General features: G+C 42.7%; 19 protein-coding genes and 1 pseudogene. 2 read left to right on the forward strand and 18 right to left on the reverse strand.

The window, feature by feature from the left end; genetic code table 11:
- Positions 1-3: 3 nt before the first annotated feature.
- A complete protein-coding gene (locus KO473_RS04195; protein WP_005776033.1) occupies positions 4-1,014 on the reverse strand; it encodes a FecR family protein in 1,011 nt (336 codons plus the stop codon).
- 165 nt (positions 1,015-1,179) lie between these two features.
- On the opposite strand from KO473_RS04195, the gene KO473_RS04200 reads away from it, so the two are divergent.
- Entirely contained in the window at positions 1,180-1,779 is a 600-nt protein-coding gene (locus tag KO473_RS04200) for an RNA polymerase sigma-70 factor (protein WP_005776032.1), read from the forward strand.
- Here the strand turns inward: KO473_RS04200 and KO473_RS04205 are convergent.
- From KO473_RS04205 to KO473_RS04285, 17 genes and pseudogenes are all read right to left on the reverse strand, one after another.
- A complete protein-coding gene (locus KO473_RS04205) occupies positions 1,756-3,771 on the reverse strand; it encodes a glycoside hydrolase family 97 protein (protein ID WP_122130565.1) in 2,016 nt (671 codons plus the stop codon). The genes KO473_RS04200 and KO473_RS04205 overlap by 24 nt on opposite strands.
- A 24-nt stretch (positions 3,772-3,795) precedes the next feature.
- Positions 3,796-4,653 (reverse strand): endonuclease/exonuclease/phosphatase family protein, encoded by an 858-nt coding sequence (locus KO473_RS04210; protein ID WP_005776030.1) that lies wholly within the window; start codon positions 4,651-4,653, stop codon positions 3,796-3,798.
- Positions 4,654-4,723: 70 nt separating this feature from the next.
- Positions 4,724-5,818: an AMP-binding protein gene (locus tag KO473_RS04215; protein ID WP_005818913.1), complete on the reverse strand. Its 1,095-nt coding sequence runs from the start codon at positions 5,816-5,818 to the stop codon at positions 4,724-4,726.
- A gap of 11 nt (positions 5,819-5,829) precedes the next feature.
- Positions 5,830-6,849, reverse strand: coding sequence for an o-succinylbenzoate synthase (locus tag KO473_RS04220; protein WP_005809695.1), 1,020 nt, complete (start codon positions 6,847-6,849; stop codon positions 5,830-5,832).
- Between the two features lie 47 nt (positions 6,850-6,896).
- Positions 6,897-7,721, reverse strand: a complete 825-nt coding sequence (gene menB, locus KO473_RS04225; protein ID WP_122130552.1) for a 1,4-dihydroxy-2-naphthoyl-CoA synthase — start codon at positions 7,719-7,721, stop codon at positions 6,897-6,899.
- Between the two features lie 18 nt (positions 7,722-7,739).
- Complete coding sequence (locus tag KO473_RS04230) at positions 7,740-8,744, reverse strand: hypothetical protein (RefSeq protein ID WP_122130551.1); 1,005 nt, start codon at positions 8,742-8,744, stop codon at positions 7,740-7,742.
- A 4-nt stretch (positions 8,745-8,748) separates the two neighbouring features.
- A complete protein-coding gene (gene menD / locus KO473_RS04235; RefSeq protein ID WP_005776024.1) occupies positions 8,749-10,416 on the reverse strand; it encodes a 2-succinyl-5-enolpyruvyl-6-hydroxy-3-cyclohexene-1-carboxylic-acid synthase in 1,668 nt (555 codons plus the stop codon).
- A 16-nt stretch (positions 10,417-10,432) separates the two neighbouring features.
- Positions 10,433-11,542: an isochorismate synthase gene (locus KO473_RS04240; protein WP_022011861.1), complete on the reverse strand. Its 1,110-nt coding sequence runs from the start codon at positions 11,540-11,542 to the stop codon at positions 10,433-10,435.
- Positions 11,539-12,771 carry a Cof-type HAD-IIB family hydrolase gene (locus KO473_RS04245; protein ID WP_122130550.1) on the reverse strand — a complete coding sequence of 411 codons (1,233 nt, stop codon included), beginning with the start codon at positions 12,769-12,771 and terminating at the stop codon, positions 11,539-11,541. Before KO473_RS04245 ends, KO473_RS04240 begins: the two co-directional genes overlap by 4 nt.
- A gap of 193 nt (positions 12,772-12,964) precedes the next feature.
- Complete coding sequence (locus KO473_RS04250) at positions 12,965-14,539, reverse strand: peptide chain release factor 3 (RefSeq protein WP_005809698.1); 1,575 nt, start codon at positions 14,537-14,539, stop codon at positions 12,965-12,967.
- A gap of 24 nt (positions 14,540-14,563) precedes the next feature.
- Entirely contained in the window at positions 14,564-15,427 is an 864-nt protein-coding gene (rfbD, locus tag KO473_RS04255) for a dTDP-4-dehydrorhamnose reductase (protein WP_122130549.1), read from the reverse strand.
- A 136-nt stretch (positions 15,428-15,563) separates the two neighbouring features.
- The gene (locus KO473_RS04260; protein ID WP_122130548.1) at positions 15,564-16,109 is read right to left on the reverse strand and encodes a DUF4924 family protein; all 546 of its coding nucleotides are present in this window, start codon (positions 16,107-16,109) and stop codon (positions 15,564-15,566) included.
- Positions 16,110-16,129: 20 nt separating this feature from the next.
- Positions 16,130-16,783 carry a LysE family translocator gene (locus KO473_RS04265; protein ID WP_005776017.1) on the reverse strand — a complete coding sequence of 218 codons (654 nt, stop codon included), beginning with the start codon at positions 16,781-16,783 and terminating at the stop codon, positions 16,130-16,132.
- A 41-nt stretch (positions 16,784-16,824) separates the two neighbouring features.
- Positions 16,825-19,089, reverse strand: a complete 2,265-nt coding sequence (locus tag KO473_RS04270) for a cation:proton antiporter (RefSeq protein WP_216035086.1) — start codon at positions 19,087-19,089, stop codon at positions 16,825-16,827.
- A gap of 531 nt (positions 19,090-19,620) precedes the next feature.
- Positions 19,621-19,819 (reverse strand): annotated as a pseudogene (locus KO473_RS04275) (hypothetical protein); the annotation flags it as partial.
- 935 nt (positions 19,820-20,754) lie between these two features.
- Positions 20,755-21,387 carry an HU family DNA-binding protein gene (locus tag KO473_RS04280; protein WP_005818897.1) on the reverse strand — a complete coding sequence of 211 codons (633 nt, stop codon included), beginning with the start codon at positions 21,385-21,387 and terminating at the stop codon, positions 20,755-20,757.
- A 300-nt stretch (positions 21,388-21,687) separates the two neighbouring features.
- The gene (locus tag KO473_RS04285; RefSeq protein WP_005775995.1) at positions 21,688-22,569 is read right to left on the reverse strand and encodes an AraC family transcriptional regulator; all 882 of its coding nucleotides are present in this window, start codon (positions 22,567-22,569) and stop codon (positions 21,688-21,690) included.
- Between the two features lie 246 nt (positions 22,570-22,815).
- Here KO473_RS04285 and KO473_RS04290 point away from each other — a divergent pair, with 246 nt between their 5' ends.
- Complete coding sequence (locus KO473_RS04290) at positions 22,816-25,581, forward strand: sugar-binding domain-containing protein (protein ID WP_216035087.1); 2,766 nt, start codon at positions 22,816-22,818, stop codon at positions 25,579-25,581.
- Positions 25,582-25,665: the final 84 nt, after the last annotated feature.

Below are 25,665 nucleotides of genomic sequence, written 5' to 3' on the forward strand. Positions count from 1 at the left end.
TCGCTATCTACCCGCCTTGGGAGTCAATATTATGTTATTATCCTCACATTTATAATCAAAACGTTTGGTAAGAGCAAGTATAGAAAGAATTTGTCTGATATCATCATCCGTACTAAAAGTACAGGTGAAACGTTCTTTTTTCAACTGTGCATCAGAAATAATGAAATGTACATCAAAATGCTTTTCCAGACATTGCACAATCTCCACGAGTGTAGCTTGTTCGAATTTCAGTTTTCCGTTAATCCAAAGCAACACATCACCCGGACGATCAGCTTCGGTAAGCATCAACTGCATCGTACGGGTATCCACACTCAACGTTTGTCCCGGTTTCAGTAAGATCCCTTCTTCTTTGGACTGTCCCGGCAGCTGCACTTGCACCAATCCTTTCAATAAAGTCGTCACAACCTTTGCTTCGGACGAGCGTGCCCGGACATTGAATTTTGTACCGAGCACACAAGTCCTGACATCTTTACTATTAACAACAAAGGGTTTGTGCTTATTATGAGAGACCTCAAAATAAGCCTCACCATTCAAATCAACCAATCTTTCCCGCTTCCAGAAAGAAGGTTTATAAACAAGCTGCGTTGAAGCATTCAACCACACCTTCGTGCCATCCGGCAAAACAGCACGTGCCCGTTGACCGGCTTCCGTAGCAAAAACATATCCGGCAGACTTACCGGAAGACATCCAATACAAAGCTCCGGTAGAAATCAGTAAACCGCACAAAAAGGCAGCCAAAGGTACTGCATAACGCTTCCATTTTGAAACACGCATTTTACCCACCGATTTTCTATCCGGCTCTTTCTGCTTCATCCGATCCTTCAAAGCGCTCAGTGAACTTTCGGTGTCCACCGCATCCATCACCGTTTTGCGCTCACCGACAAAAAGCATATAATATAGTTGTTCAAGTTGTTTTTTATGTTCCGCAGAGTCATGGTACCATGTCTCTACTTCCAGACACTCTTCAGCATCTGATTCTCCTTTCAAGTAGTTCAGTAGTTTTGTTTCATCCATTGTATTAACCAAATCTTTTATACCTATATCATACGTTGTTATGTATAATACATTTCAGAAAGCAAAGTTACTAAATAAAAACACAAACTTTTTTTCTTCGAAGAATCATTTTGTCAGTACCGAAAATTTAGCTACGTTTGTTCGCTAATAACAATGAAAAAAAGAATGGCACAGACTCTGACTAACCTAAACATAAATGATAATAATGCCGTTATATCAGCCTTGAGAGAAGGGTGCGAAGAAGTATTTGACAATGTTTACCGCCATTACTTTCGCGGACTATGCGTCTTTTGTTCTCAGTACGTCACACTGAGTGAATCGGAAGAAATCGTGCAGGACACCATGATGTGGTTATGGGAAAACAGAAAAACCCTCATTCCGGAACTAACCTTAAAAACTCTTCTTTTTACTATTGTCAAGAACAAGGCACTTAATAAAATCTCCCATTTCGAAATAAAGCGTAAGGTACATCTGGAAATTGCCGAAAAATATGAAAGCGAATTTTCTTCACCTGACTTTTATCTGGAAAACGAACTTTTCAGGTTGTATGAAGAGGCTTTAAGAAAGCTACCGGCAGAATTTCGTCAGGCATATGAAATGAACCGAAATCAGCAACTGACTCATAAAGAAATTGCGGAGAAACTAAACGTCTCTCCGCAAACTGTCAATTATCGCATAGGGCAAGCCCTGAAAATATTGCGTTCGGAATTGAAGGACTACCTCCCTCTTATCATGCTGTTTCTATTTCTGCAAGGGCATAAATGAGATGGCTTGCCCACCACCGGCGGCCATGCGGATATTTATTGTGTCTCTTGCCGTCACCTCCTGTTCCGTAATCTGATATTCGGTCGGATTGGTTTTCCAATCAGCCTGCTCGCCATCAGCATAGACTATTGCTTTATAAGTCTTCCCCTTTTCCAGAAAATCAAGGCTGACCAGTAAAGTCCGTGGTCCCTCATTCGTAGAAGCTCCCAGGAAATAATTCTGTTTAGCCTTGCGCACTATCACTACAAATTCTCCCGGCTCACCGGCCAATGCTTTTGATTCATCACAGTCCGGATCGAAATCACGAAAGAACTGGAAAGCAGGATGTCCTTCATAATGCTCGATCATATCAGAAGCCATCTGTAACGGGGAATATAAGATAACCCAATTTGCCAACTGTTTGGCCAGTGTCGTATTGACACGGCTATTGCCTTTATCCTGGTCATTCCACTTCTGGCGTTTAGGAGAATCTTTCGTCTGTGTAAACAATATGTCGAAAGTACCCGGAGTATAATCCATCGGGCCACCCAGTAAACGGGTAAACGGTAGCATCTCGTGATGGGAAGGAGGATTTCCCTCACTCCAGGCATTCCACTCCATCCCACGGGCACCTTCACGAGTCATCATATTGGGCCAGGTACGGCGTATTCCCGTATCTTTGATAGGCTCGTGCGCATCCAAAGTCATATGGTAACGAGCAGCCGTTTCAACTACCTTTTGGTAATGATTGACTCCGTATTGTCCGTGATGCGAATGTCCGTCGGGAAAAGCACCCGCATAACCGGTTTTCAGTATATGAATACCTTTTTCGGTATACCACTTGATCGCTTTTTCCATCTGGCGTTCGTAGTTGGGAATATTTCCTCCGGTTTCATGATGTCCGATGATCTGAACATTTTTCTCACGTGCATAACGGACTATTTCATCAATATCAAAATCAGCGTACGGTTTGGTAAAATCAAAATTCTGCATACCACCCCAGCTCTCCCAGCCTTCGTTCCACCCCTCGAATAATACTCCTTCGATATTATTGTCATGAGCAAAATCGATATACTTTTTCGCATTGGCGGTTGTGGCTCCGTGACGGTCATCCATCTTCCAGGTTTCTACCCCCAGATGCATTCCCCACCAAACGCCAACATATTTAATCGGTTTAATCCAGTCGGTAGTTTCCAGTTTACAAGGTTCATTCAAATTCAGAATCAAGGACGAATTAATCAGGCCGACAGCTGCCGGAGCAATCTGAATGGTACGCCATGATGTCATGAAATTATTCCCTTTACGGGCCTTGATACCATCGGACCAGGAAGCAAGTTCCGACTTTAGAGCATGACCTCCATCCTGCTTTAGTGTCATCTCCGGAAAATCATAAAGAGCAGCTTCATGAATGCTGCCATATATCCCACCGGGAGTTTTGAAAGTGAAAGGAGTATTGGCATTCTTCACTTCACTGATCTTCTGTTCCGAATACAACAATTCATAGGTTTCGAAGCTGGCCGGAATTGACCAGGAAATTCCATCTTCGTGAAAGCGGAAAGCGGTCAATTCGTCGGTGACGAGCAAAGAGTCAACGCCGGGCACCTCATATTCATAACGAAAAGCTATACCGTCATCAAATGCACGAAAACGAAGAGTTAACTCTATATTGGCATCGTTCTTCAAGAAAACCGCCATTTCATTATAATGATTCCTGTTCGTCTTATTCTCTCCCCACGGTTGGGTCCAGGTTTCATCTTTATCTGTAAACGTAGTTTTCACGACACGAAATCCTTGATTAAGGTCGATCCCGTCTTTCGCCTCGAAACCAAGCGATGAGTTGTCCAACAAAAGAGTATCATTGACCGCCACCCGATAAACCATCTTTCCGTCAGGTTCTGTTGCAAAAGCCACCTTGATGTGTCCGTCCGGAGAGGATAACTCAGTCTTCGGAGTACAACTATAAAAACTCATCAGTATAAAAGCGACAAATAACAAATGCAAGTTTTGTTTCATGGTCATGTAATCTGTTTATGTGGTTTAGAATTCCAGGTCGGCCAAATGCGCGTTGTGATCAGACAAATAGGTAGAGTCTGTAATCGCGGAAGAAATAATTTCCGCATCCGCCACCTTTATTTGCGGAGTTACGAAAATAAAATCGATCTTCTCCCGCTCAGCCACCGGTACCCTTCCAAAATCATGGAAAGTATAGCTTTCTCCTGTCTGTTTCGCAGCTATCTTCCACGCATCTTTCAATATGAACTCATTGGATGTAATTGTTTTATAAGCTTCCCATTCCTCAGAAACATTAAAATCTCCGGTCATCATAGAGGGGTGTGTACCGGCTATCTCTTTTATCTTATCAATAATAAGCAATGCACTGTTCCTCCGGGCTTCTGTCCCTACGTGATCAAAATGAGTATTTACCATCAGGAATTCTTTTCCGGTGGATTTCTCCTTCAGTTTAGCCCAGGTGGCAACACGGGTACAGGCAGCATCCCAACCAAGTTTACCGACACTATCCGGATGTTCGGACAACCAGAATGTATTGCTGTCCAGTAAGTCATATTTATCTTTCCGATAGAAAACCGGAGCATATTCACCTTGAGTTTTTCCATCCTCACGTCCCACGCCTACATAGGCATAATCGGGCAGTCCGGCCAACAAGTCTTCTAACTGATGATGTAACACCTCCTGCATACCCAGTACATCCGGTTGTTTTTCACGGATAAACTCACAAACCCGGTCTTTACGGTATTTCCAAGAATTCAGGCTATCGCCCGGATTATCGTAACGGATGTTGAAGGTAGCCAAACGGACATGTGAAATCGGACTGGAACTGCAACCCGCCAGAAGCAGGGTAATAAAAGCTCCGATAAAAAAGCAAATCTTATTCATTAGTTTATATGTGTTGGTTATTAAATTTAAAGCCATTCCGTATATGATACAACTGAAAAAGAAAAAACACTTAACGCCCCACCTGATAAGTAGCAGCTAATTGCCGGCAACCGGCACGATTTATTTTCCCTGTTTCCGTCAAGGGTATAGTGCCCACTGAAAAAACCATTTTAGGCAACTGGTACTTGGTAAGAAGCTCTTTCATCTTCTCCTCCAACCGTTCCGTATACCCTCCATTTTCTATCAAAAGAACAACGGCCTCCCCTAATGCGGCATCGGAAACGGAAGTGATGGCAAAGGGAACATGTATCCAAGGACGCAGTATATCTTCCACCTGCTCCGCCTGCACTTTGATACCTCCGGTGTTGATGGTATTGTCTTTTCTGCCCAGGATAGAAAAGCTACCGTCCGAATTTATTTCCGCCACATCATTTGTCACCAAAATCGTATCGCAAACCAGCGGAGCATCAATAATCAATGTATGCTCGGGTGACAAAGAAAGTCGTACCGAAGGAAAAGGATAATAAAGAGTACTCGCATCCGGTCCGTTCAGCCGTCTTAAAGCAATATGCGACAGGGTTTCCGTCATGCCGTACGTAGAATACACCTTACCCGGTAATTGGCGTATCTCAGCTTCCAGACCGGCATCTATCGCACCACCGCCAATTATAAGAATATCGGTCCGGCAGAGCCTTTCTCTTTCCGCGGCTATCTGCAAAGTATTGTAAACCTGCAGCGGAACCATTGCCGAGAAACGTAACGGCTGATCCAAATCCGCCATCGGATGACCGGAAGGAGTGCGGACAACCAGATTCAGCCCGGCAACCAAAGCCCGCACCACAACCATCTTTCCGGCAATGTATTGCAAAGGCATACACAATAGCGCACTATCCCCCCGCCGAAGCCCCAGATACTCACAAGTCAACCGGGCACTCTGCATCATCCGGTCTTTAAGGACCTTCATTTGTTTGGGTGTTCCGGTAGAACCGGACGTCTTTACAGTAAGATAAGGAGAATCGTTGAACCAATCGTCCAGAAAACGGTAGAGTTCACACAGAAATACCGGCGTTGCGTCTGTACAATTGGCAACAAGTCTTTTTACATCTTCCCGGGAAAGCAAATTGCCTTCCAGCATCAGCTGTTGTTCTTCCCGATTAAATATCATAAGTATTTCTTTTATTTACAAAACCATAAACAATCTTTTCGAATCTCAAGGGGCATTTCGATATTGTCTGTAAACAACAGTCCGGTTCCCAATCCCTGAGGCAGCGGACTACGGAAAGTAGCACACCATTGTGCAATAGCATTCAGTCCGATATTCGATTCCAGTGCAGAAGTAATCCACCAACCGATATGCTGCTTTTCCGCTTCTGCAATCCATTCATTACCACCACTGATTCCACCATGTAAAGATGGTTTCAATATAATGTATTGAGGACGGACAGACGTCAACAGATCTTGTTTTCCTTCGGGAGTATTACAGCCAATCAGTTCTTCGTCCAATGCAATGGGAAGCGGAGTGTCTGCCGTCAGGCGGGCCATTTCCTCCCACTGCCCGGCACGGATGGGCTGTTCGATGGAGTGTAGTTCCAATTCAGCCAACCTATTCAGTTTTTCCATAGCGTCAACGGGTGAAAAAGCACCATTGGCATCCACTCTCAACTCTATTTCCCTCGCCGAATAATGAGCACGGATATGCTTCAGCAGTGCCAATTCTTCTTCGAAGTTTATCGCACCTATTTTCAGTTTGATGCAACGGTATCCTGACTGCATCTTTACTTCGATCTGTTGCAACATCCTATCAAAATCGCCCATCCAGATAAGTCCGTTGATGGGTATACCGGTTTCTCCCCGGGAAAAAGGAGTATCCCATAATGCCCAACTCTGAGTTTCATAATGACGAAGAGCTGTTTCAAGTCCAAACAGAATCGAAGGATAATCACGCAAAGCTTCCGTATCCAATTTGCCTGTCTGCTCCAAACACCGGCAAGCATTGCAGAGTATTTGTTCATAATCCGGCAGGTCGTCACAACTCAGTTTAGGCAACGGAGCACACTCTCCCACTCCGACACGTTCCGGATACTCTGTCGTAGAAAGATAGATATACCAAACCTTCCGGGTAGTATAGGTACCGCGGGAAGTTCCTGCTGGCTGCTTGAAATGGAGGATACGGGGAATAATATTTATTGTATACATAGGAATACTATAAAGCAAAGCCCTCCCATCAAGAAGGCCTTTTTTACTTATGGGAACTTAGGATATTGCTTAAAATCTGGTTTGCGCTTTTCAAGGAATGCATTCTTGCCCTCCTGTGCTTCATCGGTAAGATAATAAAGCAGAGTCGCGTCACCGGCTAACTCTTGAATACCTGCCTGCCCGTCAAGTTCGGCATTCAAGCCGGCTTTAATCATGCGGAGCGCCAATGGACTGAGCTGCATCATCTCTTCGGCCCATTGGACATACTCGTCTTCCAGTTTTTCCAAAGGCACTACCTTGTTGACAAGTCCCATATCCAAAGCTTCCTGAGCATTATACTTGCGGCAAAGGAACCAAATTTCACGAGCTTTTTTTTGTCCCACCACACGGGCAAGATAAGAAGAGCCGAATCCTGCATCAAAGCTACCTACACGCGGTCCGGTCTGGCCGAAGATTGCATTCTCGGAGGCAATGGAAAGATCACATACTACGTGCAGTACATGTCCGCCACCGATAGCAAATCCGTTGATAGCGGCAATAACCGGTTTAGGTATCGAACGGATTTGTTTCTGTACGTCCAACACACTCAGACGGGGCACCCCGTCTTTACCGATGTATCCGCCTCGTCCTTTTACATTCTGGTCACCTCCCGAGCAGAAAGCTTTGTCACCGGCACCGGTCAGTACCACGACATTAATGTCAGGCTCTTCACGACAAATACGCAAAGCATCACTCATCTCACCGGTTGTGGTCGGTGTGAAAGCGTTGCGATAACGCTCGCGGTTAATTGTAATACGAGCAATGCCATTATAGTAATCAAATAGAATATCTTCATATTCTTTAATAGGAGTCCACTCTCTTTTCGTTTCCATCTTTATTCATTTTAATGGTTATTTCTTTAATAATTCCTGTACTTTCTTCTGGAGTCCGGGTGTCTTTACATTGGGGTTGTTCAACATTGCGATAGCGAAATTATCTGCCATCACCTCTTCCGGATCGATAACGTATCCGGTATTCCGCCCAACCTTATCAAAAAAGTCGGCAGCTTTCTGCAACGGATAAATAACTGTCTTGCCATTTTCCCGAACTGGTTTGAATGCTTTATCCAAAGGAATCAAACCGACATTGATATACTGATAGAACTTACCAACGGTATAGGGCCTGTTGGCATATATAACCATGGTACAATTCTGAGGTTTACCATCGATTGTAAAAGTGGCATAGCTGTCCCAACGGCTGACATCGGGATTGGAAATCCGGTATTCCCGAATATCTTCGGGCAATTCAATCTCTTTTGGCAGAATATTAAATTCAATAGCCTCGTACATTTTCTTTTTGAATCCGGGATTGAAACGTGTCAGGATATGAAAAATTTCATGCACCAACAGACGAGTATGCGACTGCTCGTTTCCCCGCTGAAAAGTAACGTCAGTCAGTGCTATCCAGTTACTGCGAGTATACCCTCCGGCTCCTCCTTCATCTTTCATTGTTGTTTTTACCAATACTATTTCTTTCGGGAAAGGAATCCGGTAACCATACTTACGAATCGTGTCATTCAGGCTTTTTCTGATCCGTTCAATCTGTTGCGCCTCCCGGGGAGTCCATTCACGAACTTCACCAATAGCCAGACTGACGAGATCTTCTCTTTTTCCTTCGGGATTCTCAAGACGGGCTGCAATATCAAACGGAGTCCAGTTACGCGTATAATGATCCTCAACCACTATCAGGCGTTTAGCTTCTTCGGCAGAGGCCAACCTAAAATCGATTGTATCTACATGAGCCATCACCTCCTGTAATACGGTATTCCCGGAAGACATGGCCCCAACCTTCTCCACAAGTGGGCTTATAACAAACAGCAATAAGCCACCAATCAACATCACCCCTTGCTTAATCATAATCTTATTTTTTTAGTTGATGATAATAGTCTTTCAAAATACGTGCATCTTTATTCTTGTTTGTGAAAACTTCCATTAACACAGGCTGAGTCAATAACTCGGCTTGGGTGAAAACCTTCATTGCTTCGTCCAGCTGATTTTCATCCTGCACTTCCTGGTAGAGGAAGCCACGTTCTTCAGCCCACCCTTTAGCAGACGTCTTGTGTACGGCAGTCACAAAACGATGCGAAGTGCCGGACATTTCCAAGCCGGGCAGAGTATGAAAGATTTCTCCTCCCCCATTATTTAAGAGAAGTATGCGGAGATTACTTCCGAAATGATTATTCCACAACGCATTCATGTCATAGAAAAAACTCAGGTCCCCAATGACCACAAAATTCAACTTTCCGGAGGCAGCGGCATAACCGACTGCTGTCGATAAGGAACCTTCGATACCACTTGTTCCACGGTTACAGCAAACCTCTATTGTATCGGGTAAAGGGTATAGTTGAGCATAGCGTACAACCGAACTATTGGCCAGGTGTAAAGCACATGAAGCAGGCAAAGCCTTTATCAACGCTCCTATGGCAGACATCTCCGAATAGGGCAACTCTGGTTGGGGAAGTTCTTTGCAAAAATTTTCCCATTGCCGAGGATACTCTGGTGTACGGTTGTCCAGCAAGAAAGCTATTTTCTCAAGGAACTCAAACGGGTCCATTTCAATGACCGTCGTGAGTGAACCTTGGAACAGATCAATCACTTCACCATCCGTCGACACATGCCAATGCTCCTTGGGCGGATGTTGACGAAGGAATTTTTTCATCCGCTTGGAGACGATATGTCCTCCATAAGTGATTACCAGTTCGGGCATCATCTTTTCCTGCATTTCCGGAGACATGGCATATAAAGCAGCATCAAAATTCCGGATCGGAATACCGGGAACAGTCTGGTTACCCAAATGTTCGGTAAACCAAGCAAACTGCTTATACAGCATCTTTGAATATTTCTTCTCAAACAGGTAAATCAGATTCATCTGTCCGACAATTATCATGCGCCGGTTGTATTTATTAAGCCGATCAATCAGACCGTCGTAATCGCGATCATAAACATTCAGTCCCTGATAACGTGTTATAACACGCTCTTCGGGAAGAACATCTGCCGTAAACTGGAACAAAGGCTCCGAAACCGGTACATTAATATGCACAGGTCCTTTGCCATGGTGATTCAGTTCAAGTAATGCTTCGTTCAGCAAACGGTTACAATACCATTTGTCTTCGTCGGTATGTATCTCAGGCAAGTTCGCAGACATCTTCACCAACGACTGAAAGACACCCGGTTGCGGTAAAGTCTGCCCATCCATCTGGTTAATCCAGGCTGCGGGACGATCGGCAGAAATAACTACTAAAGGTACTTTCTGATAATAGGCTTCCGCCACGGCAGGATGCAAATTCAGCAGAGCCGTACCGGATGTGCAACAGACTGCCGCAGGTTTTCCGCCATGTAAGGCAAGCCCGATAGCAAAAAAACCGGCACTCCGCTCGTCTGTTACCGAATAACAGGTGAAATCAGGATGTCCGGCAAGTGTGTGTACAATCGGAGCATTCCGGCTTCCGGGGCATAAGACCACTTTCGTCACTCCGTGTGCCCGAAGCAACGCTACCAACTGCAATATGTTTTCCTTATCTGAATACATCGCTCTATTAAGTTATTTATAAAGAGTTCAAGTTCTTCATCGTCTGCATCTTCTTTTCAGTCTCTTGAAATTCATCATCCAATTCGGAAGATGCCAGTAACCCACCTCCGGCATAAAGTGTCAGAGTATCCTCTTTCACATTCATACAGCGTAGGTTGACATACAGGTCTGTCTTCCCCTCCGGTTTGAGCCAGCCGATAAATCCGGAATAATAACTGCGGTCATAGCCTTCATTATCGAGAATAAACCGATAGGCTTCCTCCTTGGGTAATCCGCACACAGCCGGAGTAGGATGCAATAGCTTCAACAAATCCCCCAATTTACGACTATCGTTCAGTGAGAAACGGAAATCAGTTTTCAGATGCGATAAAGCTCCGGCAAAAGCCGGATAAGGTCCCTTCTCCACCGGAGAAATACCTAACGATCGGAGTTGATTACGGATATATGCGGCTACATATTCCTGTTCCTCCCGGTTCTTCTCATCCCAATGCTGAGGAAGTTCACCATTTTGTAAAGACTGGGTTCCGGCCAATGCCACAGTATTCCACTCTCCCTTCTCACCCGATAAAATGATTTCCGGTGTACTGCCCATCCACACTCCCGTTTGCGGAGTATAGCAAAGATAGACATAGGAGTAAATATAACGCCTACAAGCTTTATAGAAAGCGCTTGCAGGAGAGAACCCCGGTTCTTTCTTCACCGTCACTTTGCGGGACAGCACCAGCTTATCAAAAGTATGTGCCCGTAAAGCCCGGATAAAAATATCAAAACAGGCTGCATAAGCTTCTTTTGCTCTCACAGGCCGTTCGTTTTGTGCAGACCGGTTGCACACCTCTGTGCAGACAGGCTGCACACTCCTGCGCGGGCTGCCTGCACAGGAAGGAATTTCTTGACAGTCCGGTTGAATCAGTATGATAGGACATTGCGGAGTAACCCGGAAAGGAGCGATAACAAAACCTGTCTGTCCGTTTAGTTCTTCCATTTCCCGAACCAAACGTACTTCTCCGTAAGTCTGCATCAGAAAGTGAGGTTCTTCTTCCCCCGGATTGCGATACATCGCAAAACTTCTTCCCTGCCGGATCAACTCATCTATAATCTCACAATTATTTGTTTCTTCTGACGTCATCTCTTCTTTAATATACTATTCACCACCCGAATAGAAGACACCAACTTGTCCGTCGACGTAAATACGTCCACATTCCAGACATGAGATGAACGACCTTTATGGATGATGGTGCCGACAGCCCGCACCGTGTCTCCTTCGTGGGCAGATGACATGTGATTACCGCTGACTTGCATACCAACGACAATCTCATCAGGCTGGCAAAGAATCATCGACCCCAATCCGGCTACAGTTTCGGCCAATGCCAAAGTAGCCCCTCCATGCAGAATGCCAAAAGGCTGTCGGGTTCGTTCGTCTACCGGCATGGTAGCCTCAACCCGGTCCTCGGACGCATAAGTATATTGAATACCCAGATTCCCCATCAATGCGTGACGGGCACGCTCGTTTAACTGATCAAGTGGAATCTCGGCAGGACGGATCTCTGCAAGAATCGCCTTTTCTACGGCAAGGGCAACTCCGTCTTCTTCGTTCGATGCAGTCACCACATCGGCACAAACTTTCACAGAGTCCTGGGCATTCCCCATGGCAATACCCAATCCGGCAAACTGTATCATCGAAACATCGCAGACACCGTCGCCTATCACAATCGTTTCTTCGGGTGTAATATCAAGGTGGAACAACAGTGCTCCCAAAGAGGTAGACTTATCGATACCGCAAGGCAACACTTCAAGAAAATAAGGTTCCGAACGGAATACATCGAGTGCACCGTTCAAACGTTTCTTCCAATGTTCTTCCAAAGCTACCAATGCTTCTTCATCATCACTGACCAACATACATTTGGAAGGAGCAAAATCTACAGCTGCCGAAAATTCGGGTTCCTCAATCAGCTCCATCCCATTGAGACGTGCTTCCCAAAGAATATGTTCATTATTAGCATAATCGGCAATCATCCGATCTTCGGTGTATGTAAAGATAGAAAATCCATTTTTACGTGCCTTTTTCTCCAAATAGGGCAACATTTCCGGATTAATACGCCGCTCAAGCAATACTTCTCCATTTTTTGCATTAATAACCTGCGCACCGTTATAAGACACGATATATCCGCCATAGTTACCCAATTCCAGTTTTTTAGCCAATGGCAAAATCCCATAGGTAGGCCTGCCCGATGCTAAAACAAGATGTACACCCATCTGCTGCACTTTCAATAAGGTAGCGAGGGTACGTGGAGTAATCTCCTTTTCATCATTAAGCAATGTCCCGTCTACATCAAGGACTAACAATTTATACTTCATGACTTCGAGTTTTTGTTTAGATTACAAAGGTAAAATTTTTAAGGCAACATCGCCCCTTATTTAGGGAAAATTATACCATAAGAATGCGTTAACAAGGTATTTTTATATTGTCAGAAAGAGAACAAACGGTGGACAAATTGCACTGTTCTGCAACCCGCCCACCGTCTTAATCCAATTTATTTCGTAAAGCGAATCAGAACTCGCTCGTAAAGTGGAACCTAATATTTTTGAAATCCATCTGTGCCATCTGAAGCACATAATTCGAATCGGCCAGAAAGACATCACGCCCTTCGCGGTCTTTGGCCATATACTGATATTTACGCTTTTTGAATGCTTCCAGTTCTTCCAGATCATCACTCTCAATCCAGCATGCTTTGTACAGACTTAATGGCTCCCAGCGACAAGAAGCATTGTATTCGTTCAACAAACGATACTGAATGACCTCAAACTGCAATTGCCCCACTGTACCGATAATCTTGCGGCCATTGAACTGGTTGACAAACAACTGGGCCACACCTTCGTCCATCAACTGGTCGATGCCCTTGGCAAGCTGTTTCTGCTTCATCGGATCGGCATTCTCAATATACTTGAACATCTCCGGTGAAAAACTCGGTAAACCACGGAAATGAAGCTGTTCGCCTTCGGTAAGCGTATCGCCAATTTTAAACGTTCCGTTATCCGGTAAACCGATAATATCTCCCGCCCAAGCCTCATCGATAGTTGTCTTACGCTGTGCCATAAATTGGGTGGGCGAAGAGAAACGCATCGTCTTGCCATGGCGCACATGCAAATAAGGCGCATTTCTTACAAATTTGCCAGAACAAATCTTGCAGAATGCCACACATGAACGATGGTTAGGGTCGATGTTAGCTGTTATCTTGAAAATAAAACCGGTAAATTTAGGTTCTTCGGGAATCACCTCACGTTCTTCAGCATGTACCGGACGGGGAGCGGGAGCAATCTCAACAAAGCAATTGAGCAATTCCTGCACACCAAAGTTATTCAAAGCCGAACCGAAAAATACAGGAGCACACTCTCCCTGCAAATAAGTTTCTACATCAAATTCAGGATACACACCTTCAATCAGCTCCAGATCACCACGTAATTTATCAGCCAGCGTATCACCAATCTGCTTGTTCAATTCCTCGGAATGAATATCCACTTCCACTTTTTCCGTTACCACCTGTTTAGAGGGTTGATAAAGATCGAGTTTCTGTTCGTAAATATTATAAACTCCTTTGAAACGGGCACCCTGTTCGATAGGCCACGACAATGGGCGCACCTGAATCATCAGTTCTTCTTCCAGTTCATCCAGCAGGTCAAACGGATCTTTCCCTTCACGGTCCATCTTGTTGACAAAGATAATCACCGGTGTATTCCGCATCCGGCAAACCTCCATCAACTTACGAGTCTGGGTTTCCACACCCTTCGCGCCATCTACCACAATGATAACGCTATCCACTGCCGTCAGGGTACGGTATGTGTCCTCGGCAAAATCCTGGTGTCCCGGAGTGTCCAGAATATTAATCTTATAGTCCCGGTAATCGAATTCCATCACCGAAGTAGTGACTGAGATACCACGTTGTTTTTCGATCTCCATCCAGTCGGAAGTCGCCGTCTTTTTAATCTTGTTACTTTTTACTGCTCCTGCCACCTGTATCTGTCCGCCAAACAACAACAATTTCTCAGTCAGTGAAGTCTTACCGGCATCCGGGTGTGCAATAATGGCGAAAGTGCGCCTTCTTAATATTTCTGTATTATCTGCCATATTTCAAGAATTGAGGATGAAGAATCACAGATTCTCCACTCTTAATTGATTAATGCAACGTTTCAGGCTTTCTTCCCAATGCGGGATTTCAATGCCAAATGTCTCTTTTATTTTCGTCTTATCGAGTACGGAATAATGCGGACGAGGTGCCTTTGCCGGATAATCAGCAGTATGCAATGGTTTCACCTGACATGAAGTGATTCCCGCTAAACGATGAATGGCTATTGTAAAGTCGTACCAAGAACAAACTCCCTCATCGCTAAAGTGATAGATACCACGGACAATACCTTTATTAAGGGCTGCAAAAATAGCCAGAGCCAAGTCATTGGCATAAGTCGGCGTACCGATCTGATCAAATATAACCCCCAAAGACTCACGCTCACGTCCTAAACGAATCATTGTTTTCACAAAATTGTTGCCATAGATAGAATACAACCATGCCGTACGGATTACCATAGCTTTTTCACAATGGTTCATCACGTTCTGCTCACCGGTCAATTTGGTAGAGCCATAAACTGAGGTCGGACAAGTGGGTTGATCTTCTGTGTAAGGGATATGGGCTGTGCCATCAAACACGTAGTCGGTAGAAACCTGAATCATCGCAGCTCCGTTGACTTGTGCCGCCCGAGCTAAATATCCTGGTGCGACATTGTTCAGTTTGTCACAAAATTCAGCATCATCTTCCGCCTTATCCACCGCTGTATAAGCCGCACAATTCACAATGACATCAATTTTGTGTTCACTCACATAGGCATAAACAGCTTGTTCATCACAAATATCCAACTCCTGCACATCCGTAAAAAAGTACGTATGCTGCAGGTTTTCTTTGGCAAGCACCTGCATTTCATTGCCAAGTTGCCCGTTGGCTCCGGTGACTAATATATTCATTTCTATCTTTTTTTGAGTTTAATTCACCACGGAGGACACAGAGAACACAGAGAATATCTTTTTCTTAAACATCTTAATAAACAAGAGATTAAAACTCTGTGTCCTCCGTGTACTCTGTGGTGAATCGTATTCATTTCTATTCCAATTTTAACTCTCCTTTTTTGTCCTTGTCGTAATAGTTAGCCAGCATAGACAGGAAACTGCTGATAGCCTCCATCGCCTTTGTAGTCTCCGGGCTGATAGGCTTCTTCTGCAAACGCAATAACATCATCCCATACAAAGCCTCGAAACAGGTTTCAAGTTCCGGTTCTTCCTTTTGACCGTTTTTATTTCGTAACTCTACAATGAAAGGCAGTGCTTTGAAGTAAGACGAACTATAGAAAGGAAACTTAGACGATGCCAGCAAAGCTGCATGCAGTTCGGTCAAGTTAATGATTACATTTCGGTTTATCTGGAGATGTCCTTCCTCACGGACTCCCTCTTCCCGCATCATTGAAGCCAGATTAGAATACCATTCCGTCAACTCACGGCGTTCTTCATCGCCAATCTTGTAACGGGATATAATGTTCTCCTTAATCCGGTCGATATCACAATCATTGGCACGGATCAGATCTTCTACCTGCCACATATATATAAGGTACTCGGCAATATTCTTTTCTTTCAGTTGTTGCGCTATTTTCATCTTCTTTCTTTTCTCCTACATTAATAGATAGATTCCCCCAACAGAGTGAATATCAATCCAAACACAGACACAGCCATCACAATACTTCCGATCACCCGGTTCAGAATCCAGATGCCACGCAAATTGAATCGTGTCCGCACTTTATTGACAAAGAAAGTAATTCCGAACCACCATGCCAATGCTCCGAGAGCTATGGCCAGATAACCGGTTATCTCTTCAAAAACCAACACACCGGGTTGCACAAATGCAAAACGGGCAAACAAACCGATGAAAAGGAAAATTATAAGAGGGTTTGAAAGTGTAACCGCAAAAGCGGTGATGAAATTGTGGAAATAAGAACCTTTATTGGCTGATACCGGACGGATGGACTGTACCGGATTGCTACGGAATGTATATATACCAAAAACCAATAGCATAATGCTTCCGAGAAGCTGTAGATAAAAAATATTTTTATTGATATAATCGAACACGAAACTCATGCCATATCCCGTTAGAAGGGCGTAAGCAATATCACTCAACGAAGCACCCAGACCGGTAACGAATCCGTACCAGCGTCCTTTATTCAAAGTACGCTGAATACAAAGGACACCTACAGGCCCCAGCGGTGCAGAAACCACAATGCCAATCACGAATCCTTTAACAAGTATATCAAGTATAGTCTCTATCTGAATCATTTCGCAAATATCGCATTTTTTTATGATATGCCAGTATCCTGTTAACGTTTTCTATCACAATTTTGCCCTATTAACCGGTATACATCTTCATTCTCACCTACCACCCATACCACATCTCCTTCTTCAAAAGGAATATTTACGTCAGGAGTCATCAAAGCCTCTCCTCCCCGCTCCACACCGGCTATCAGGCAATGGTACTTATCCCGGATACCTGATTCACGCAATGTTTTGCCCAGAAAAGCAGAATCAGTATCAATCAACAATTGTTTCAATGTCATTTCACTTTTCTCAAACACATCCCAATCGATAACAGAAACATGAGACATTTCCTCTGCAAATGTATTTAACTGATCATCAGTACCAATAACCTGTATCTTATCCATCGGGAATAAACGGACAGAACCTCCCGGAATGTTAATCCGACGCTTTCCCCGTAGAATAGAAACAACATGCACTCCATACTTTTTGCCCAAATTCAGCTCGAGCAATGTTTTTCCGGCCCAAGCCGATTCTCCGGGAATTTCAAAATCGGTCAGGTGTAAATCTCTCGACAACAAACGCCCGGCATAAGCCGGCTTTTTCTCCCCCAGGTATTCGGCACGCATATCACGGGAACGGAGATTTTGAAAAAATTTACGTTCTATCAAAATAGATTGTTTCTTCAGCTGCCGTGAAAGAACCATCAGGATTACCAGCAACAAGGCAACTCCGAACATCAATCCGACAGACGCTTTAAAGAGACGGGTAATCACGAACATGACAAACAGAACGGAAACAGCTACACGAAACACAATTGTAGAAACCAAAGGTCCCCGGTTGACACGGTTGTCATTCCACAAAGTCATGAATTCTACCGAATGGTTTTTCTTCACCATAATGGCCCGCAGGAAAGGAGATATACACAAAATAGTAAAAACAGCTCCCGCCAGTGGTCCCCAGATACCCGGAAGATGTTCACGAAACAAGGGCACCACAAAACGAAATGAAAGGGTAATCACAGAAATACTGACAATGGAGTAAACCACCAGAATCCGTGCCAAGGCAAACAGTAATTTCCGCCAAAGGCTTTCATGATTGACGGTCCGGGAACCGTTAGTATACCGCATCAGGAAACGTCGCCACGACTCAGGCAACTTACGGTCTACAAAATTTGAAGCCGGCTCGGCAACACGGATCATATAAGGAGTCAGGAATGTGGTGATAACAGAAACAGCAACTACGATCGGATATAAAAAATCACTTGTCACATGCAATGACAAACCGAGAGAAGCGATAATAAAAGCAAACTCCCCTATCTGTGTCAAGCTAAAACCACACTGCATGGCTGTCTTTAAAGGTTGTCCCGCCAACATAACGCCCATTGTGCCGAAAAAGGCCTGACCCAAGATTACTGCCAATGTAATAGCTATAATTGGAACTGCATATTCAACAATCATTGCAGGATCTACCATCATTCCCACTGATACGAAGAAGATAGCTCCAAACAAATCCTTCACAGGTTTCACCAATCGGTCAATAGATTCGGCCTCAATTGTTTCGGCAAGGATAGACCCCATAATGAAGGCACCGAATGCAGCAGAAAAGCCCGTATTGGCAGCGATAGCCACCATACCGAAACAGAGAGCCAGAGAAACAATCAGCAATGTTTCTTCACTCATCAATTTCCGACAACGTTTCAGAAATTCGGGTATGGCATAAATACCTACCACAAACCAAAGAATAAGGAAAAAAAGTAGTTTACCGATACTGCTCAACATCTCTGTTCCCTCAAAATTATTGCTGACAGCCATCGTTGAAAGCATCACCATCAACACAATGGCAAGTATATCTTCAAGAATCAGAATACTGAGCACCAAACCGGTAAATTGTTTCTTCCGCAACCCCAAATCATCAAACGCTTTGTAGATGATGGTAGTAGAAGACATAGCAATCATCCCGCCCAGAAACAGACTGTCCATACGCTGCCAACCAAAGCCCATCCCGACAGCAACCCCCCACAGAATCATACAGAAGATAATGGTACAGGCAGCAATGACAGCCGTACCTCCAACCTTCACTATCTTTTTAAAACTGAATTCCAGTCCAAGGGCAAAAAGCAAAAAGATGACTCCAATATCCGCCCAGGTTTTAATATTGGCTGTATCCATCACCGAAGGCGTATAAGGCATGTGTGGACTGGCAAGAAAACCGGCAACGACATAACCCAGCACAAGTGGTTGCTTCAGTTTCTTGAATAACAAAGTCATAACACCGGCACAAATCAAAATCAGAGCGAGGTCGGCTATTAACGTTGGAAGTTGTGACATTCGAATCGGATTTAAATCGAATGCAAAATTAATGTTTTCTACTAATTAAAAACAGAAAAATAATAAAATCACGCATTATAACCTGCTCATCTCACCTTCTATCTGCCGGGCTTTCGAACTTGCGAGCGAATGTCCCAATTGTGCAGCATGCTCAAAGCACTCTTTTGCTTTGTTACTTATAATATAATAGATCTTCACACATTATCCGCCCAAAGGATAGGATAGGAGGTAAAAGCACATTTTCCGTAAAAGTTCTCCGAGGGAGTCCCTATGTATTCCAGGCAATGCAGAAATAACAGACACGGCAGAATTTATCCGATATTTTTAGACGAAGGTAAAGCATTCAACTCTTGAACGAGAACTTTTGATTCAGATATTGAATCCGCAAGATCATCAAAACATTCATCAACATAAAGGGTGTGCCGAAACTCACCACAGAGGACACAGAGCAAACTATAAGTCATTGATTATAAAAATCATTAGTCTGTGATGAACCTGTGGTAAAAAAGAGTTTTAACTCATTCAACCTCATGCTATCTGCCGCAAAAAGAACCGGAACAATTCCAGCAGGATAATCAAAATTCAAGAATTCCTCTTTTACTTTATTACTCAATAAATTACCGGTATCAAATACCTTAGGAGAATATAAACATTGCTCAGTATCATCTGAGCAAGCCGAGAGCAAAAAAAATGCAGAAAGAAATGATAATAACAGATATATTTTTTTCATATATAGAACTTTTATATTAACGTCAATTCCGGTTATTATTCAGTGAACAAAACATCCAATGCAGCTTATCCTGTATAAATCTCGTTTTTCAACTGATATTTGAGCAATAATAATGTCAATTGACTTACTGTAATATCCTCGCATCTCCCCCCAATATTCTTGTACCTATAATAAAGTAATTTGTTATGTAAGTGTAATACCCCTATAAAATTTTATTATCAAATATATCTTTTCTTTCTCTTGTTGAATTCTTATTTAACGGATCCAATAGCGTTAGCCGTACAGTTAACATTATTTCAATAAGAGCAATTCTTCATTTAGTATCTTTTAGTGTAACAGCAAATATAGCGCATAGATTTATCATTTCAAATACTTAACAGAAAAAATATTTCAAAATTTATCAATCACGTATTATTCGCTTCACTATTTGCCACCATAAAACGATATTAAATACATTTTTGTCACTGAAAACAGTGATACACCTATCACTATTTAATTACATTATTATTTCATAGAGAGTAAAAACTTCACTTCTTGATCAATATAATCATTCTTTTCATTGTGATATAAAAGTGAATCAAAAATACAAATATATATTAATTCAAAGAAATCAATAAACGCAGAATATGGAATATAATGCAAATACGAGAGTTTATATGGATGTAAATAGTGATTATTTAGAGATAAAAATATTTCGTAAACAGAGAAGAAAAGAGCGGATGCATATTATAAAGAAAGCAGATCATTTAAAATCTGTCCGATACATATCCGCAATCAATGGTGTCCGGTATCTTACTTGCCCTAAAACAACTTCACACAATAATAACATGAAGTCATTTTAAGACGAGTCGGAATCAGGTTTCTTCCGCAAAAATACCGATATGTCCCGGCAACGCGATGCGTATGCACTGATTATCTTTTTTGTAAGGACACACTCATAAGTTGGAACGGACCATGTATATCTTATGCGAGCCCTGTCCCCGATAATCAATACCTGTTTCAGGTTGTTTGGTCCAGCGTTTCAACTCCCGTGCAGCCTTGTCACGCAACAACCCCGTCAAGCGACAATAATCCGCCACTTTCATAAAATGATTCACAGCCAGATAGTCTTGTGCCATCTTGAGCCGTTCCTGCTCTGAGTAGAATTGCGAAGAGTGCCTGAACTTCCATTCCGAACGCTCCAGCATACAGTGGTCTCCTGTTTCAATGATCAGTTGTTTGTCAGCACGAAAATTGATATTCTTTACACAGATGCTCATGGCATTACGTTTTTTACCACCTTTCTCACCACTCTCACGCTCGGCTCCGTCACGTAACCCCAGTGAAGGAGTAAAGATACCCAGTCCGTCGATTTTCACTGAATGTCCCTGCCCCATTTCATAGGCAATGGCCTGCGCCAAAGCCTTCGTCAGTCCGATGATATTCCCCGGGGTAAAAGAACTTGCATAATTAATGTGTGAAGCAATGTAATTTAAGTCTACTTGCCCGGACAGTTTCATGCGCGGGAAAAGAATTTTCTTGTCTTCCTCATTGGGAAGAGTCAGTTCTTGCATTTGATATTCAGCCATAGCTTGCAATGTTTTTAAAAGGTGAATAGAGAAAACCGATAAAGAGTGGGCTTGTCGGAAGTAAAGGTAAAAACTTGCCAAGTATGCCGGACAAAGTCGCTCCGGCTACTTCAGTAAATGGCCTCCCTTAGGCGATAAGTTCATCTTGCGTCGCAAGATGTGCATCTTAGCAGCTAAGATTTGCATCTTGGCCGCTAAGATATACATCTTGCCTGCTAAGATACACTCAATTTGCCTTATAAACAAACTTTAAGTACTACTTTCCTACATTTATCAGCTGCACTTTTGCATTTTCTTTTTTTATCCTTTATTCCTTTTTTTGTAACTGCTTGGTGTCTCGCCTATCTGCTTATAGAATACTTTAGAGAAATGGTATTGATCATAAAAGCCAAGTTGTTCTGCTATTTCTTTTATTTTCAAGTCTGAAAAGTCAAGTAACTGACAGGCCTTTTGTATTTTCAATTGATTGAAGTAATTTAAAGGAGTGTATCCGGACTTCTTTAAAAACACTTGTCCGAAATGCGAAGATGAGTAGTTGACACTGCCGGCTATATCATCCAGCGAGAGTTTCTTTTCGATATTCTTTCTCATATAACTGATCGCTTCCTGAGTGACATCTCCTTGTTTGGCCCGATTAATTTCTCTAAACTGTGAAACAAACTTGAAGGAAGCTATAAAATGCCATAGACACAGTGTAGTGTATTCCAGGTTTTCAATACTATATCCCATTTCCAGATTCTGGTAAATTTCTTCGAACAACTGCATCCGATCTTTAATACGTGCGTTGGGAGATTCATCTATTTTATGCAGTTTGTTGTAGAATGAATTAAACAAATGACTTTTTTCTCCGGTGAAATGCAACCAATATATACTCCATGGACTGTTTTCTGAAGCGGCGTAAATGTGTGGCAAGCCCGCTTCGATAATGAAGAATTGGTCTTTGCATACTTTCTGTCTTTGACCGTGAATGCTATACCAGCCCTCTCCCTCAGTGCAATATATAAGAATGTGCTGTTGCGAACCATATCTTCTGGCTCGATAGTGTCCGGTGGCATGTGGATAATACCCGATATCCGTTACATACAACAAATTAGTCAGCTCGTTGCCGACCAATATTTTTTTTATAGCTTCAGGAAGAACAATCGCTCTTTGATTGGTAAATCCTTCTTTTTTGCGTTCCATAGTTACACTCTTTTTGCAAATATACATCTTTATTATAAAACGAGATATTTTTCGACTCTTTTTATTGAATTAATCTGAAAACACTGGTTATTAGGGTATTTTTAAAGATAATCAATGATATAATCACTTAAAATTAGAGATTTTATACATCATAACAGTCCTTTCTTACATTTTCAAGGTTATATTTTCTTAGCTATTTTGCAATGTTGAAAGATCAGCTATTTGTAATATTTAAAATGTAATAATATGAAAAAACTACTATTTTCTTTATTGATCATTATTCTGTCGACATCATGTTCTTCTGAAAAGAAACAGTTGGATATTTCCGGAGAGTGGACTGTCAGGCTGGACAGTACAGATGTTGGAATAAAAGAATCATGGCAAGGCAACCTGTTTGAAACGCCCATGCAGTTACCGGGTACAACTGACGATGCCGGACTTGGAACCCTCAATGCCTTGGAACCTACACTGTCAAAACCCCAGTTATTATATCTCACACGTTTGCACAATTACGTAGGAGTTGCATGGTACTCAAGAGAGATCTCGGTCCCTGCCCAATGGAATGATAAAGAGCTGTTTCTGGATTTGGAACGAGCCTTGTGGGATACTCAGGTTTGGGTAGATAATAAGAAAGTCGAAGGACATGAAGAAAGCTTAAGCACGCCACACCGCTACAATCTGACTCCTTATATGACATGCGGTAAAAAGCATATTCTGACCATACGCGTCGATAATCGCAAGCGTTATGATATCTCCAATGGTATGGCACATGCATATACAGATCATACACAAATTAAATGGAATGGTATTTTAGGAGATATGACTGTCCGGGCCATGGAAAAAATACGTTTAGAAAGCATACAACTATATCCCGATGTAAAAAACAAACAGGTAAAAGCCGTTATTTCGTTTTCAAACAATACACCTGCCGCAGAACATGCATTGCTTTCGATGAAAGTATCTGCAAAAAACGGCTCTCAACAACTTGAAGAGCAGGTAAAAAAGATGGATGTGAAAGCCGGAGCCTCATCGGTTGAGTTGCTTTACAACATGGGAGATAACCCGATATTATGGAATGAATTTACTCCTGAAATGTATCAGGCTACGGTCACATTGGAGGCCAATGGAAGAGTATCAGAAATAAAAGAAGATTTCGGTATGCGCCAATTGGAAACAAACGGTGATAAAATGTTGATGAACAATAAACCTTTGTTCTTAAGAGGTACATTGGAGTGTTGCATATTCCCATTAACCGGAACTCCTCCAATGAATAAAGAAGGCTGGCAAAAAGTATATGCCGCAGCCAAAGAATATGGGCTGAATCATCTCCGTTTTCATTCCTGGTGCCCTCCCGAAGCAGCTTTTGAAGCAGCAGATGAAATGGGATTTTATTTACAGGTTGAACTTCCTGCATGGGTACTTACAATTGGGCAGGATTCAAGTGCCGTACGCTTTTTAAGAGAAGAAGCAGACCGGATTATCAAAAATTACGGCAATCACCCCTCTTTTTGCCTTTGGAGCCTGGGAAACGAATTGCAGGGAGATTTCACCATTCTGTCTGCAATGTTAGACGAATTGAAAGCAAAGGATAACAGACACTTATACGTAACAACTTCGTTTACGTTCGAAGGCGGACATGGCGGATGGCCGGAATCAAACGATGATTTCTTTGTCACGCAGTGGACCAATAAAGGCTGGGTACGGGGACAGGGAGTTTTCAATCAACTATCCCCTACATTCGATAAAGATTACAGTGAATCGGTTGCAGGTATACAGGTCTCTCTGATTACGCACGAAATAGGACAATATTCGGTTTATCCGGATTTAACCGAGATTTCCAAATATACCGGAGTTCTGAAACCCTTAAATTTTATGGCTGTGAAGAATGATCTTGAAAAAAAGAAATTACTTGATAAAGCACCCGATTATTTAATGGCTTCCGGAAAGTTAGCCGCAATCTTATATAAAGAAGAAATTGAGCGTGCATTGAAAACTGATGGAATCAGTGGTTTTCAATTACTTGATTTACACGACTTTCCGGGACAAGGAACAGCACTCGTCGGACTATTGAATGCCTTCTGGGAAAGTAAAGGAATTATCGACGGTAAAGCCTTCCGGGAGTTTTGTTCACCGGTGGTGCCGTTATTGCGCTTTCCTAAAGCAGTATATAAAAACGATGAAATGTTTCAAGCTAAGATCGAGTTATGCAATTACGGAAACGATATTCTGACAAACAAAACACTGCATTGGGATATTCTGGATAAAGGACGTTCTGTAAAGCATGGTGAAATACAAGTAGGAGAATTGAAATTTGGTTATAATGGAAAATTGGGTGAGATATCGGTACCCTTGACAGATATACAGAATGCTTCAAAACTGGAAGTGTGTGTAAAAGTAATCGGAACAGATTATGTAAACAGATGGAACATATGGGTTTATCCTGAAGGAGAAAAAGTAGAATGGGGTAATGTGAAATATACCCGTAATTATGATCAGGCCATGGCATGGCTGAATGAAGGGCAAAAAGTCCTTTTCAATCCGGATTGGAAAAAGATGAAAGGTATCGAAGGCAAATTCGTACCTGTATTCTGGAGCCCGGTACATTTTCCGAATCAGGCCGGGACAATGGGAGTATTATGTAATCCGGCTCATAAAGCATTGGCTGATTTTCCGACAGACATGCACACCGATTGGCAATGGTGGGATTTAAATAAGAACTCCAAAACCATGATAACAGATAGTATACAGGGAGGGACCCCTATTGTAGAAATGGTCGATAACTTTACTAATAATCGCCGTCTGGCTTCTTTGTATGAAGGCAAAGTGCATGGAGGCAAATTGGTATTAGCCACTTTCGATTTGCAATCTGATTTAGAGAACAGACCGGTAGCAAAACAAATGCTTGTTTCATTACTGAAATACATGAATAGCACAGATTTCGATCCTACAATCATTGAAAACTTTGAGGAAATAAAAGACATGTTCGATAGGAATTCGAAACAACCCGTATAGAAGAAAGGAACTGCGTTAGATTCGGAGATATAATCATTTTTGGCCAAACTTGATATACTTAATTTAATGACATTTATTTAGTTA

It is taken from the genome of Bacteroides sp. HF-4919 (genome assembly GCF_018860125.1).